The following is a 14,310-nucleotide window of genomic DNA, read 5'->3' as shown; positions in this document are numbered from 1 at the left end:
TTTCGTTTCATTAAAAATTTTGAGACTCCATTTTGTTTTCTCATCCTTTGCGTATCATCTGTTTTGTCTGAAAGATCGTATTCTGAGTACAGAATCATCATCAGACAGTATCTGAATTTTTTGCCTCGCTAAAATAGATAATTTTTCGTCCTTAAAAAACTTAGAAGCTTTCTTTTTTAGAAGCTTTTCAAGTAAAATATTTCCTATTTTACTTTAGCTGGAGTAAAAATATCAATCCATTTAGGACTCAAAGCTATTATTGATTTTATCAATATTAGAAAATTAAATTCTGTTTCAGTATTGCTATTAAAAAATCCTGAACCTAAATTATAAATAGCAAGTTCAAATCAGACTTTGTTATAATTGCTTTACAATATCTTCTGTAGAGGCTCTCTTTTTGTAATCTGTATCAAAATGCCTCCATATAATTTCTTTCCCCTCATTAAGAATAAATGTCGCAGAAACAGGCAGTCTTCCTGAGTTATCTGATCTGCTTTTTGCAAAGTCATCTTTCAATCTGGAATTATAGAAATTCAGAGTTTCACTGTCGGGAGTATACAGAACATCAAAAGCTTCTGCGATTTTATACCCTTCATCATATAGAACCGTATAATCAGTTTTTGTTTTGTTAATTGTTTTTTCTATAAATTCTGGTTTTTCAGGAGATATGATGACCAACCTTGCATTTTTGGATTTTAGTTCAGGTGCCAGGTTTTGTAACGTTTCAATATATTTATTGCAGTAAGGACACCATTGACCTCTGATAAAAACAATAATAAGTTTTTCTTTTTCTTGCGATGACGAAAATGTATTTCCTACATGGTCTTTTGCCGTAAAATTTTCGATCTTATCTCCAACCATTTTCCCTTTTACCTGTTCTAAGGTTTTATCGGTTTGAACCATTTTTTTTTTCAAAACAGATGCTCCGACATCTAAAAACTGGGTGGGATTATAATATCCGAAATCATATTGAACCAGCTTGCCTTTTGGATCCAGGAATAAAAAAGAAGGATAATTGACCACTTTAAATTCTTTAGCTAGGTTAACCCCCTCTTTTTCTGCATCTATAGCAAGATTTACAAAGTTTTTATTGAACATTTCCCCAATTTGAGGATCGGTGAATGTTTTCTTTGCCATCAACTTACAGGGACCACACCAGGTAGTGTACAAGTCAATGAAAATAAGTTTATTCTCTTTTGCTGCGATTTTTTTCGCCGCTTCTAAATCAATTTTTTTAAAATTGATACCCGTGCTTTGCGCATTAAACGAGATTCCTAGTAATATGAGGAAGCTCAATACCATTTTTTTGAACATAAGAATGTTGTTTTTTATTATGTTCCCTTAAAAAGGAAAAAATCACCCATTCATTTAATAATTTATTTTAACTCGTTGATAATCAGTGTGTTTTTTTTGTCTTTTATTTTTCTGATCTGCTCTACACATTTATATTTTTGGTTCTGAGCATTATGCTTGCTTGAATATTGATATTTGTCCTGGATTTCCTCAATGCTTTTATTTTCAATAAAAATATCGTGGATTAAATTTTGACAGTGTGAAGAAATAGACTTAACATAACCAAAAAGTTTTTCCCAGTAATATTTTTCATTTTCAATCGCAGAAGTGATTTCCTGCTGATTTTCTATGAAATAATTTTCAGGCGACTCTATATAAAAATTTCTGTTTTTTAATTTTTTCAGCCATAGATTTTTAGAAATTCCAATGATGTAATTTCCCAGACAGGTCTGAACGTTGAAATCATCTGCATTCAGCTTTTGATAAAGGATGAGCAGTGCGTCTTGAAAAATATCTTCTGCATCTTCTGTATTGCCTTTATTCTTGAGGATAAATTTTTTAGTATAGTCAAAATACTGTTGATATAAAATACCAAAAGCGATATTGCTGTCTTTCTTAAAATCATCAACAGCTAACGAATTAGTTGTTCTTCTGTCCATTTTATGATTATCTTTTTTTGAGTATTTCCATCTGCCTGATACCTGCGGTCCTGTCTGAGAGGAATAACTCCCAAAATGTGGTTTCTTGAATCACACAATAACCAGACCTTTTCCCTGATCAAAATAGATAATTTCTCGTCTCTAAAAAACTTGGAAACTTTCTTTTTCCCCGAAAAACCAATAGGATAAAACTCGTCACCCTCTTTTTGTTTTCTTAAACGCAGTGGGAAGTGAATTTTTTCAGCATCAAAATCCCATTCAATCTCTTTATTGATCCCATCAATGTTTTCAATATGATCTACGAGATTGATGCTGATTTGGTTTTTAGAAAAATCAAAATGATCGATCAGTATTATTTCTTCTTTAGTGCCCTGTTCATCATTTCTATTCATAAATATCAGTTCATTACGATTGACAATCAACTGATATTCTTTTGAGAAAAAGGAACTGTTGTTTTCGGCTTTAAAAATTTTAGGGATTTCTTCCTCCTGGCTGAACCCGTATTTTTTTAAAATTTCAAATTTTACGAAATCACTTTCCTGATCAAGTTTTTCTTTTGATACTATTTTATAGTCTTTGTTAAATATTGTAATACGATTTTCTATCTCCTGAATTTGTTTCTGTACAAAATCTTTGGTTTGATTCAGGTACAAAGAACTTTTTCTGAAGTTTTCCAAGAAATGATCGTTAGTTTCCATCAATGCCGGAACAATCTTATTTCTAATCTTATTACGGAGATAATCATTTTTTTTATTGGACAGATCTTCCCGGAATTCAATAGTATTCTGTTCAGCAAATTCATAAATTTCTTTTTTGGAAAAATTTAAAAGGGGTCTGAGAATATTATTGTCATTTGATGGAATTCCAGTCAATCCATTGATGCCGGCAGCCTTGGAAAGATTGATGATAAATGTTTCCAGCTGGTCGTTCAGATGATGGGCTGTCACCAGAAATTCCAGTTTTTCCTTTCGCTGGATTTCTTTAAAAAAGGTGTATCTAAGTTCTCTTGCCCAAAGCTGAATAGAATTTTCCGGCTTCTGATCTTTTTCAGAAACTTCATACAAATGAAATTTTATATGATTTTTCTCACAAAAATCCTGTACTGTTTTCTGATCCAGTTCCGAATCATTACCACGGAGTTTATAATTGATATGAGCAACCTGAAACCGGTACTTTGAACCTTGGATTTCGGAACCTAAATCCCTGAATAAAGAGGCAAGAACCATAGAATCTGCCCCACCGCTTACGGCCAGAAGATACGTGTGATTTTCAGGCTCGTGAACGAGATTTTTTAATTGGCTGATAAAGCTTGATTTTTCCAACATAGATGTTGAGAATTTCTTTTATGCAAAGATAACCGATATAATTCAATTGAATTTTCCTAACTTTGAGTAGTCTAAAAATGATTATTTATGAAGATTTTAAAAGTTTTGGCAGTTTCTGCAATGGCGCTGGGAATGACATCTTGTGTCAGCAAGAAGCAATATGATGCTTTGAGCATAAACTATAAACAGTGTATTGAGAATATTGGAGAAAGACAAAGAGAAATTCAGGATTTGAAATCTCAAAACTCTGCATTGACAGGGGAAAACAATTTGTTGAAAAGTCAGCATGATGCTTTGAAATCATCACTTGATGCATGTCTTTCTAATACCGGAAAAAGTTCTGCTAACATTGATAAACTTGTAGGTGAAATCAATGCTTCCAACTCTTATATCAAACAGTTGATATCAAGCAATGCTAAAAACGACAGCTTGAACCTTGCATTGTCCAACAAACTGAAAAGATCTTTGGATAATATGTCAGATCAGGATGTACAGGTGAAAGTATTGAAAGGGGTAGTAATGATCTCTCTTTCAGATAAAATGCTATACAAAACAGGTGATTACAACATTTTGCCTGCAGCTCAGGAAGTGTTGGGTAAAGTGGCTAAAGTAATCAATGATTATGATAAATATTCAGTATTGATCGAAGGTAATACAGATAATGCTCCATTAAGTTCTCCAAATCTTCCGAGAGACAACTGGGATCTTTCTGCATTAAGAGGGACTTCTGTTGCTAAAATTCTTCAGACTCAGTTTGGAGTAGATCCTGCAAGAATTACCGCTGGTGGTCGTTCAGAATACAACCCGAAAGCGACTAATATGAGCGTTTCAGGAAGATCTGAAAACAGAAGAACAGAAATCATCATCATGCCTAAACTTGATGAGTTTATGAAACTGATGGATATCACTCCTAAGAAATAATCACTCAACCATACATAAAAATAAATCCCGAAGCAATTCGGGATTTGTTTTTTTATGAACCTATTTGTTTCGGAATATAATGGGCAGGTATTTTTTTCTTTGAAGAACGGACAACCTTTTTAATGGGTTGTTCAAAATAAAAATTGGTGATATTCCATACAATCATAATCGCTGAAAAATAATATAAGTTGAGAACCAATGCAATTCCTATATGCATAGAAACCGTTAGGAAAAGCCATGTCTTCTGAGTCGGTTTGTACCATATGAAAAACGGATAACACATCTCAATAATAATAGTGCTCCATCCGATCAAACTTAAAATATAAGAATGTTCTATAAGCCAGCTAAAATCAATATTCAGATCTCTGTTGGAGTAGGGCAGATGGATGGCTTTCCAGATAGATTCGCCGTTCCACCAGTTGAAACCTAAAGCTTTGTCCAGCCCTGAAAAGAAATAAGCAATAGAAATATGAATCTGGAATAACCTTTTTACTGGGGTAATATTAATGTTTCCAGGTTTTTTGCTGAAAATAAAGTTTCTAAGGGAAAAATGGGAATCGGACGGAAAAAGGATCAGATAAAACAAGGACATACTCGTGAAAAAGTCCGCACCATACGCAAAGAAAGAACTTCCCTTGAGTAATGCAATCTGTAGTATCAGTAATAGCAGAGCAGAAATCCTGGAATAAAATCCGGTGATAACAAAAATACACAATGTAATAAATGATACTTTGGTCATCATAATTGTAGTGCTCTCTTCAATACCGAAAGTCTGCAAAAAACTGACAGCTTTTGAAAATGTAATGAGCCAATCCGGAGTGAAAACACTCATGATATCCTGTGGAATGACGCTGCTGCTAGAAAATAATTTTTCAAAATCAGGCATCACTGCAATGAATTGTAAGAGAATAATAAGTCCTATTGCAATTCTGAAGAAACTTAAAAATTCTGTTTGATTATCCTGCTTGAAAAAGAAATTTTCAACTTTTGTGTAAAGTACATTCAGTTTTTTCATCGTTTTAATGTTTAAATTCATCAATAAGAATCAAATTTTCATTCGTCTTTCCCTGTCTGAAATCTGCAATAGTAGGGTAGTCGTACAGATAAAGTTTTGTAGTAACCTTTGTTGCTTTTGGATTTTCTTTCATGACATGCGCTGCAATCTGTCGGATAATAATGTCCAGATATTGATAGTACTTGCTGTCGTACTTGTTTTTATCAGAAATTTTATCAAGAAACATATTAAAGACTGTCGTATATCTCACTCTGCTTTCCTTACTTTTAAAATAAGGCATGGTCTTTTGTTCCAGAATATTTCCATTGCTATCTTTCAGTTCAAAGCTCATGACAAAATCACTGGCAACATTGGGTGCATAAAAGCCATAGCCTGTATCAAAACCGGTATAAGATGCAAACATATTGACGGGTTTTGACTGGGCAATGTTTTCTGAAATTTTGTAAGCTAAAGGTTTTTCATAATTTTTGTTTTCATAATAAAAACCATAGTAGCCATCAAACGTTCCCTTCAAACCAATCGTAAAGACCAGTAGTAAAACAATAAAAATTCCGGATAACTGAAGCTTTCTTTTCATGGCAAAAGATTTAAGAAAAGGCTGTCTTCAGAATGAAAACAGCCTTTTGCTGTTATTTGTAATTTACCAATACATTATTCAGTTTTACATTGATTCTGGGATCAATAGCTGTATTGGCTTTTATAGATTTTATAATCACATTGGTAAGGTTCTTTCTACCCATCGTTGGTGGGCAGATGGTATATTCTTCAGCACCTCTTATCGTTAATTTACTTAAAGATGCAATGTCTTTCTGGCTCAGCAATGCAGCGTTGGTAGCAACCTGATTGTTTTGAATAGCATAATAATCTGTTCGCAATTCTTTAGCTCCGTATTTTTTTAGGATATCATCTACTTTAGTTCTCAGATCACCATATTTTTTCCAGTCAATATTGGCTTTTATCAGGCATCCGCGGATGATGTACTGTCTGTTGATTTTGTATACAATAAAATTGGTACCCAAACCATTCTGATGAAGTTTTTGCAGGCTTAATAAATTTTTCATGTCTTCATCAGAGATTTTTTTGACATCTTTAATGATGTAATTGTTGTCTACGATGTAATTGCCCTTTTCTTTATAAAAAGTCATCTCCTGAGGTTTTAGCTGGGAAAATATAATAACAAGTCCCACTATTGCTCCAATTAAAAATAAAGTCTTTGTTTTCATGTGGTTGTTTTAAAAAAAATATCCCTACTCTGTTTTAGGATTTTCGGGTTCCTCCTTTTTGTGAGTGTTTCATGGTTGGAAAACTTAGATCAAATGTAGAATGATGTGAGTGCTTTAGAATAAGTGTTTATCCTGTTTTTATGTAGGGATTTTAACCTTTAACCTTAAATCTGATGATGGGATGAGGTAATAATCTGTAAATAACAGCCTGTCTAAGGATTATCAAGACTGCTTTGTAGATGCGTAAAATGTAAAATTTGATAAAAATTTGTCGAACGAACTTGATAAAGTTCTTTTGAATGGATGTTGGTAAAAGATTGATCCCTGTGCGGGATAAATTGTTAATCTGACGATCAGGCAGACTACCTGATGTGACCTGAGTAGAAATAACCCTGTATTAAAAAAAAATAAATCCCGAAGGTGGCCGGGATTTACTTTTTAATCAAATTAATTCTTCTTTTTTCAAGAGAGAAATAATTCGTTGCAAAAATGAAGTGGATATTTCTGTCTTAGTTTTTGCTGCAGAAGAATCTGTTCTACCTTTCGGTACAACTTTTTTGCGATTCTCATGGTTAGTTTGTGTCTCTCCTGCAACCATCTTGTTTTCTCTTAGTGTTTTTACCCGTTATTCGTATTGCAAACTTATCATTAATACCACAAAAATAACATCCGTGTTTTCACGGTATTTTATATGGGTATTTCCCTGAAAAAGTGAAAATTATTTTATAGATAAATAAATTATACGGTATATAATCATTTGGTTTATAATAAAATATGTATATTTAAATCTCTATAAAAGGAAATAATATAGAGAGATATCCGAAAATCTTAAGAGTAGGAATTAATACTAAACTAAAACAATTATGAAAAATTTAAAAAGACTTTCAAGAGGAGAAATGAAAACTGTACAGGGAGCTGATTTATGGTGTAATCCACAAATAATTTGTCAAAGAACTTCTGACTGCTGTCCGGGATGGGTTTGCGGTTCTAAAGGAGAGTATTGTATAGCCTATTAAAGATATCATCTGTGTTGAAATACTTAGACTAAAAAAGAGGGATTTATTTCTCTCTTTTTTTGTATCTTATCTTCGGGTAGAAACTGAAAATTAAAAAAAGAAGTTTTAAAATCCTTAAATTTGTTTAAATTAAAGTTGTATGAGTTTTTTTGAAGAAAAGAATCCTGAAATGGACAGATATTTAGAAGCACACGCTTCTTCGGAATCCGAAATTCTGAAAAAACTGAGAAGAGAAACGTATCAAAAAACAACACAGCCGCATATGATTTCGGGATACCAGCAGGGAAGACTGCTAACGATGATTTCCCAAATGATGCAGCCGAAAAATATCCTGGAGATAGGAACATTTACAGGATATGCCACATTATGCCTGGCTTCAGGGTTGGCAAAAGACGGCAAAATTACAACGTTGGATGTGAATGAAGATCTTGCCTATCTGCCGAGAAAATATTTCGAAGCAAGCGAATATGCTGATCAGATTGATTTCAAACTTCAGGATGCTAAAGAGTTTTTAAAAGAAACAGATGAGTTTTTTGACCTGATTTTTGTAGATGCAGATAAAGAGAACTACGCTGAATATTTTAGACTGATAAAACCCCATACGAAGTCAGGAACTGTAGTTCTTTTCGATAATGTTCTGTGGTACGGAAAAGTACTGGAAGAAAATCCAAAGTTGAAATCTACCCAGTCTATCCAGGAATTAAATGATTTAGCAGCAAAAGATGAAGATTTTGAAAATCTTATTTTACCTTTGCGAGACGGAGTCAACTTTCTTCGCAGAAAGTAATTAAAATATCCAAAGATTAAACATTTAAAGAGTGTACAGACCGTATTTTTACTCTTTAAATTATTCAATCTTAAAATTGAGAGTTAATGAATAAAGGAATTTGTATTGTTACAGTAGCGCCGGTTCGTGCAGAAAATTCTGACAGAGCTGAAATTGTTACGGAAATATTGTTCGGGGAAAGTGCAGATATTTTGGAAGTAGATAAAAACTGGACCAAAATCAAGATGCATTACGATGGCTATGAAGGATGGATGGATACGAAACAATTGAAACCCGTAACAGATGAAGATCTGGCCAGAAGAAAAGTTACTGTTGTTACTGAAGATTTTTCTTCCGTACTCATGAACGACGGAAAAACGCTGCTGTCTATGGGATCAGAAGTGGAATTTCCAGTGGTGGCTTCCAGAAGAAGTCATGATGTACGGGAAAGTATCGCATTGGCTGCAAAAGAATTCCTTAATGTACCTTATCTGTGGGGAGGCAAAAGCTTTTTTGCAGTAGACTGCTCAGGCTTTACCCAATTGGTATATAAAATTCACAATATTAAAATACCCAGAGATGCATCACAACAGGCTGAGGTGGGAGAACCTCTTACTTTTATAGAAGAAACACAGCCCGGAGATCTTGCTTTCTTTGAGAATGCAGACGGGAAAATAATTCATGTAGGAATTATGCTGGAGAATCAAAAAATCATCCATGCTTCAGGAAAAGTGAGAATTGACACCTTAGATTCTACAGGGATTTTCAATAAAGAAATGAATAAGCACACTCATAAATTGAGAGTGCTTAAAAGCGTAATTTAATTTCCAACAAATCTGATCTGAAATGGAAAATATTCTCTTTACAATTTTTGATATTTTTAATTTTGGATGGGTCGTTTTTCTGTGGTGGTTTACCATCAAGAACTATAATACTTTGCCGAAGAAAATTCCTGTTCATATGGATTTGGACGGAAAGCCGGACAGGTTCGGTGGAAAGATCTATGCTTTTTTAATGCCTTTATTGGCTGCAGTAATGTATGCTGTTTTTACCTTTGCTACAAGGCATCCTGAGGGAACGAATTTTCCGGTAGAAATTACAGATCAGAACAGACACGCCCAGTTTTTAATCATGAAGATCTTTATGAGGGTTCTATTTGCATTCCTTATGCTGATCTTTATAAACAATCAGGATTATATGATCAGACGGGCTTCCAATGAAAATGCTAAACCGAAAATTTCGATTGCTACTACCATTTTAAGCGTTATTGCATTTTTACCTGTAATGTTGGTCATTATCAATCTATTTAAATGATACATTCCAAAGACAATTCAGAACATTATATTTGGGGAGACCATTGTGACAGCTGGATTCTGAAAAACCCCCAAAACTTATCTGTGAAGCAGGAAAAGATGCCTGCGGGAACTTCAGAAAAATTACATTTTCATAAGGCAGCAGAACAGTTTTTTTATATTCTGAAAGGAGAAGCCGTCTTATATATCAATGAAGATAAATTTTTGGTTAAACAAGGTGAATCTATTTCCATTGCACCAGGATCAAGGCATTTTATATCCAATGAATCCCCCGAAGAAATTGAGTTTTTAGTCATATCCAATCCACCTACGGATCAGGATAGAATTGAAATTAAAGAATAATTAAAATGGCTTTCCTATACAATATATTTATCAGTCTCCTTACTTTCGGAATGAAAGCTTTCGCGTTGATTAATGATAAAACTAAAAAAGGCGTTGAAGGAAGAAAGCAGTCCTTGAACAAAGTAAAATCTGCATTTTCAAAAACAGATAAAGTGATCTGGATGCATGCTGCCAGTTTAGGAGAGTATGAGCAGGGATTGCCCGTTTTGGAAAAGCTTAAAGAGAATTTTCCCCAGCACAAAGTTCTGGTGACCTTTTTCTCTCCATCCGGATATGAAAATGTTGTAAAAAAGAAACATATTGCAGACGTGATCTGTTATCTTCCTTTTGATAAAAAAAGCAGTGTAAAAGAATTTGTATCACAGTTTAATGCCGAACTATTTTTTACGGTTAAATATGATTACTGGTATAATCTGCTTGCTGAACTGAAAAATAAAGGTACAAAGATCTACGTTATTTCTGCGTTGTTCTATGAAAGACAGTCCTTCTTTACCTCTTATGGAAAATGGTTTGTAAAACAGCTTCAGAAAAATGTAGATTGGTTTTTTCATCAGACCCAGTTTTCATTGGCTTTGGCAAAAAGTGTAGGGTTGGTGAAGTCTTCCGTAACGGGAGATACAAGATTTGATAGAGTGAAACAACTTCGCGAACGGGATAATCATGTAGACTTTATTGCAAGTTTCAAAGGAGAAAATAAAGCCGTTGTCTTTGGAAGTTCATGGCAGGCAGAGGAGAAAATAGCACAGGTGGTTTCCCTTAAAAATAATACGGTGAAACTCATTATAGCACCGCATGATCTGAAAAGAGTAGAGCATTTAAAAAATACCTTTCCAAATGCTTTATTATACAGCGAAATAAAAAATGCCCAACCATCAGTTTCTAATTCTCAAATTCTGATCATAGACAGCATCGGGTTATTGTCAAAACTATATTCTTATGCAGATGTAGCCGTTGTGGGAGGAGGGTTTCATGAGGCAGGCCTTCATAATATTCTGGAAGCAGCAACCTTTGGCGTTCCTGTGATCTTTGGAAATCATTACAGAAAGAATCCGGAAGCCGATGATCTTGTCTCCGCAAATGGAGGGAAATCTTTTCCGGACGAATATACAGCCTCAGAATTCGTTTTATTTCTCTTGAATGAAGAGAATAGAGAAGAACTTGAAGAAATGTCTCAAAATGCCGGGAAATTCGTAGATGAAAAACCTAATTCTACCCAAATGATTCTTCAGAAAATTTTATCGTAAGTATCCCTGGCTTTTCATCTCTTTCACAATCTGTTCCACATTTTCCGGGATTTTTTCACATTCGAGCCAGCTGATGTCAAGACCGTTATTGATGCAGAGTTTTTGAAGATAGTGGTTGTCTGAGATCTTCTTCTGGGTATCACGCAGATATTCATCAATTTCCATCCAGTAATCCTCATCCAGTTTTTTAATAAGAGTTAAAGATTTGAATACTTTATTGATAATGTAAATATAAAGTTTGTAAACATTGTCAAATCTTTGTCTGCTGAGGTCACTGTTGTTATCCAATATTTTATTGACAAGAAGAAGGTTCAGTGAAACTTCTCCAAATTTATCAGTAGTAATTTTTATATGTTCAGTGATTTCTGCACTTATCTTTCGGATGATAGTCAGGAAATAGGGAGCATTTCCGGTATATTTTGATGCTAAAAGAACCTTTTCCTCTACAATTTCTTCCATGGCATTTCTCTTATCATCGGTGGTTTCCGGATCGATAAGTTCGAAATACAGTTTTTTAGACAATAATTTATCCTTTCTCAGGAGTCTGAAAATAAGTTTGTCTTTCTCGGTACCGGAAAAAGCGCTCAGAGCGGCTTTGAACTCTTTTGAATACTCCATTAATTGAAAATTTTCGAATACTTCATGAATCCATTAAGCGCCCAGTTAGCCGTATAGTATAATGATTTTACAGTTGAAAATCCCATGAAATCTTTATAAACAAGATATTGATCTTTGATGATGTTTTTTTTATTTCTGGAAACACTGTTTTCGCGCATTCTGTATTTTGCCAGTGTTTTATTAATAGGCATCCCTTCCGGAATTACTTTTAAAAGATTTAGCCACATAACGTGGTCTTCACGCTTACTTTTTACTGGGAACAGAAACTTTCCAACTCTTTTTGTGTCATACATTGTGGAAACCGGAGCCAGTCGGCAGGTCTTCAGCAGATTGGAAAAAGTGACAATTTTATCAGCAAGGAAATCTTTTAATATAGGTTGAAGCTGCTCATTACATCTCGAATAATTACAGTATACAAGTTCTGCATGATGTTCCTGCATATAATCTGTCATGGTTTCAAGATACTCAGAATGCCAATAATCATCAGAATCCAGAAAGGCTATGTATCGTCCCTGAGCTCTTTCAAGGCTGTTATTTCTTGCATTTCCCGCTCCGCCGTTTTTCTCCAGTACCTGCAGTTTTATTCTGGGGTCATTATATTTTTTAATGATTTCAACAGTATTGTCTTTGGAAAGGTCATCAGTGATCAGCCACTCCCAGTTTTCGTAGGTTTGGTTAAGAACAGACTGTATGGTTTCCTCGATGAATTCCGCTGAATTATAGCAAGGAGTGATAATGGAGACGAGATCTTTCATTTATGTTTTCTAAACTGCAAAATTATAAAAATCTTTTTTCATAAAGATGCCAGGAGCTTACACCTACCGCAATAACCACCAACATACATACCAAAGCCATTACAAATGGATTGTAATCTTCAAACAGTCCTAAAGTCTGGAAAGTTCTGATAATAGGAAAGTGGAAAATGTAGATTCCGTATGTGAAATCACCATATTTTCCGAAATTATTTAAGAATTTGAATGAATAGGCAATATACATTACGATAACACCGATCATCATTGGAGAAAAAAGCTGGATTTTTAAATATAAATCAATCCACACAGTGGCGAGAGCAATGATGAAAATTATATTTTTATGTTTGATAAATTTATCAAAATTAAAGTAAACCAGCATTCCAGGGATAAAATAGGATAATGTTCCAGGAAGCTGTTTGGCGAGTGAAATTTTATTTAAAGATTCAAAATAATTGAGATAAATAAGTGATAAAAAGTATAAAATAACCAGACTTATATTTCTGTATTTATTATTCTTTCCGAAAAGCAAAAACAACAAAGGAACAGAGAAATAGTAGCACATTTCTATTTTAAGCGTCCATAAAGCACCGTTAACTGCTTGATTTCCAAAGACTCCCGGAAGCCAGGGTGCTTTAAAATTTAAAAATAATGAGTTCCAAAAAAAGTATTTGTAAACTTGTGTATTACTGAAATATTCGGTTAAAGAATATGTGCTTACCAAACTTAATAAAATCGCACATAAAAAAATAACCAATAAGTAAGCGGGAACAATTCTTTTGATTCTCTTTTTTAAATAACTTTTCAGGCTTGAAGACCTGTCATAACTCCTTGCAATAAGAAATCCGCTCACTGCAAAGAAACCGAAAACGGCAATTTCAATAGGGCTGTGTTCAAAAATCTTGAGATCAGGAGATGCGCTGAGTGTACCAAGATGTCCAAGAAAGACAATAAAGGCGAGGAGAACACGTATAAAGTCAAAATTGTTTTTCGTTATATCCTGCATTTGTATTTTGTTTCCTGCAAAAATAACTTTTTTAATAAAATGAATGATGCTCATGTATTCATTATTTGTTAAATAAAGGGAAAATGAGGTCCGAGTGTTTTAAAATATATATAAATAAACGTCGATAAAATAATTTTTCATAAAAAATAGTAATATAAATCAAAAAAATTATAATTTTAGCGCTTGAAAAAATTGATCTATGAAGAAATTAGCATTACTATTTGCAGGTTTGTCGTTATTTGCCGCTACAGGATGTAGTAGTGATAATGATACTGTTCTGGAAGCACCCCTAGTTGGGACATGGCAGCCATTGAAAGAAGTAGTTACTACTGTAGAGGTTGGTGAAGACCCGGTTTCTAACACGATTACTTATACGGACTGCCAGAAGCAGACCAGATGGTGGTTTAGTGTTGATTCCAAAGGTGGAAAAACAAACTGGGGAGATACTGCTACACCTGGCCAGTGTGCTATTCTTTCGGATATAAAATTCAATTATACCTACAATAAGGAAGGAAAAGACGTTCAAATGAAAATTCAGGGGATCGTAGAGCCGGTAAATGCAAAGATTATTACTTTGGATAATACAACGCTTAATCTTGCTGTAAGAGAAGAAACTCAGGATCCTACTATATTCCAGACAAGAACTTATACGTTCAAAAGAGTTAGCCAATAATAGTATACTTCAGGATATAAAAATAGATCTCATCTCCGGATGGGATTTTTTTGTTGAGCCTAGAATTGCAATTCATCATAAATTAAATTTCTATTTACTTTAAAATCATTATTTTTGTGAATCTTGTTAAAAAGAGAAGATAATTCA

17 protein-coding genes are annotated in these 14,310 nt (G+C 33.9%); 8 read left to right on the top strand and 9 right to left on the bottom strand.

All coding sequences use genetic code 11. From position 1 onward, the window contains the following. Positions 1–357: 357 nt before the first annotated feature. The 3 genes from DBR39_RS21470 to tilS all read right to left on the bottom strand — a co-directional run bounded on the left by DBR39_RS21470 (position 358) and on the right by tilS (position 3,277). Positions 358–1,314 carry a redoxin domain-containing protein gene (locus DBR39_RS21470; protein ID WP_124536550.1) on the bottom strand — a complete coding sequence of 319 codons (957 nt, stop codon included), beginning with the start codon at positions 1,312–1,314 and terminating at the stop codon, positions 358–360. A gap of 62 nt (positions 1,315–1,376) precedes the next feature. Continuing rightward, positions 1,377–1,952 carry an RNA polymerase sigma factor gene (locus tag DBR39_RS21465; protein WP_124536548.1) on the bottom strand — a complete coding sequence of 192 codons (576 nt, stop codon included), beginning with the start codon at positions 1,950–1,952 and terminating at the stop codon, positions 1,377–1,379. Then, positions 1,925–3,277, bottom strand: a complete 1,353-nt coding sequence (gene tilS, locus DBR39_RS21460; RefSeq protein WP_124536546.1) for a tRNA lysidine(34) synthetase TilS — start codon at positions 3,275–3,277, stop codon at positions 1,925–1,927. The genes DBR39_RS21465 and tilS overlap by 28 nt, the downstream gene beginning before the upstream one ends. A gap of 87 nt (positions 3,278–3,364) precedes the next feature. Between tilS and DBR39_RS21455 the strand changes: the two genes are divergently transcribed. Then, positions 3,365–4,198 (top strand): OmpA family protein, encoded by an 834-nt coding sequence (locus tag DBR39_RS21455; RefSeq protein ID WP_124536544.1) that lies wholly within the window; start codon positions 3,365–3,367, stop codon positions 4,196–4,198. A gap of 52 nt (positions 4,199–4,250) precedes the next feature. On the opposite strand, the gene DBR39_RS21450 is transcribed toward DBR39_RS21455, so the two are convergent. Genes DBR39_RS21450 through DBR39_RS21440 form a run of 3 tightly spaced genes read right to left on the bottom strand, consistent with a single transcriptional unit; the run spans position 4,251 to position 6,436 of the window. After that, entirely contained in the window at positions 4,251–5,213 is a 963-nt protein-coding gene (locus DBR39_RS21450; RefSeq protein WP_124536675.1) for an HTTM domain-containing protein, read from the bottom strand. 4 nt (positions 5,214–5,217) lie between these two features. Continuing rightward, on the bottom strand, positions 5,218–5,790 hold the full coding sequence (locus tag DBR39_RS21445; RefSeq protein WP_124536542.1) for a hypothetical protein: 573 nt from the start codon (positions 5,788–5,790) through the stop codon (positions 5,218–5,220). A 52-nt stretch (positions 5,791–5,842) separates the two neighbouring features. After that, a complete protein-coding gene (locus DBR39_RS21440; RefSeq protein WP_124536540.1) occupies positions 5,843–6,436 on the bottom strand; it encodes a hypothetical protein in 594 nt (197 codons plus the stop codon). Between the two features lie 863 nt (positions 6,437–7,299). Here DBR39_RS21440 and DBR39_RS24635 point away from each other — a divergent pair. From DBR39_RS24635 to DBR39_RS21410, 6 genes are all read left to right on the top strand, one after another. Beyond that, the gene (locus DBR39_RS24635; RefSeq protein ID WP_124536538.1) at positions 7,300–7,452 is read left to right on the top strand and encodes a CCPGW family putative bacteriocin; all 153 of its coding nucleotides are present in this window, start codon (positions 7,300–7,302) and stop codon (positions 7,450–7,452) included. A gap of 139 nt (positions 7,453–7,591) precedes the next feature. Then, on the top strand, positions 7,592–8,239 hold the full coding sequence (locus tag DBR39_RS21430) for an O-methyltransferase (RefSeq protein ID WP_124536536.1): 648 nt from the start codon (positions 7,592–7,594) through the stop codon (positions 8,237–8,239). An 86-nt stretch (positions 8,240–8,325) separates the two neighbouring features. Further along, entirely contained in the window at positions 8,326–9,042 is a 717-nt protein-coding gene (locus DBR39_RS21425; protein WP_124536534.1) for a C40 family peptidase, read from the top strand. Positions 9,043–9,064: 22 nt separating this feature from the next. After that, positions 9,065–9,532: a DUF1648 domain-containing protein gene (locus DBR39_RS21420; protein WP_124536532.1), complete on the top strand. Its 468-nt coding sequence runs from the start codon at positions 9,065–9,067 to the stop codon at positions 9,530–9,532. Further along, entirely contained in the window at positions 9,529–9,873 is a 345-nt protein-coding gene (locus tag DBR39_RS21415) for a cupin domain-containing protein (protein WP_124536530.1), read from the top strand. Before DBR39_RS21420 ends, DBR39_RS21415 begins: the two co-directional genes overlap by 4 nt. Positions 9,874–9,878: 5 nt before the next feature. Continuing rightward, positions 9,879–11,117: a 3-deoxy-D-manno-octulosonic acid transferase gene (locus DBR39_RS21410; RefSeq protein WP_124536528.1), complete on the top strand. Its 1,239-nt coding sequence runs from the start codon at positions 9,879–9,881 to the stop codon at positions 11,115–11,117. Here the strand turns inward: DBR39_RS21410 and DBR39_RS21405 are convergent. The 3 genes from DBR39_RS21405 to DBR39_RS21395 are packed head-to-tail and all read right to left on the bottom strand — an operon-like array spanning position 11,109 to position 13,544. Further along, positions 11,109–11,735, bottom strand: coding sequence for a deoxyuridine 5'-triphosphate nucleotidohydrolase (locus DBR39_RS21405; RefSeq protein WP_124536526.1), 627 nt, complete (start codon positions 11,733–11,735; stop codon positions 11,109–11,111). The genes DBR39_RS21410 and DBR39_RS21405 overlap by 9 nt on opposite strands. After that, positions 11,735–12,490, bottom strand: coding sequence for a glycosyltransferase family 2 protein (locus DBR39_RS21400; protein WP_124536524.1), 756 nt, complete (start codon positions 12,488–12,490; stop codon positions 11,735–11,737). The genes DBR39_RS21405 and DBR39_RS21400 overlap by 1 nt, the downstream gene beginning before the upstream one ends. A 22-nt stretch (positions 12,491–12,512) precedes the next feature. Further along, positions 12,513–13,544: an acyltransferase family protein gene (locus DBR39_RS21395; protein WP_124536522.1), complete on the bottom strand. Its 1,032-nt coding sequence runs from the start codon at positions 13,542–13,544 to the stop codon at positions 12,513–12,515. 145 nt (positions 13,545–13,689) lie between these two features. Between DBR39_RS21395 and DBR39_RS21390 the strand changes: the two genes are divergently transcribed. Further along, positions 13,690–14,163, top strand: coding sequence for a lipocalin family protein (locus tag DBR39_RS21390; RefSeq protein ID WP_103233856.1), 474 nt, complete (start codon positions 13,690–13,692; stop codon positions 14,161–14,163). Positions 14,164–14,310: the final 147 nt, after the last annotated feature.

Source organism: Chryseobacterium sp. KBW03, from assembly GCF_003852415.1.
GTDB lineage: Bacteria > Bacteroidota > Bacteroidia > Flavobacteriales > Weeksellaceae > Chryseobacterium > Chryseobacterium viscerum.
Note: the sequence above shows the minus strand (reverse complement) of the source record. Positions and strands in the feature narration are given on the sequence as shown.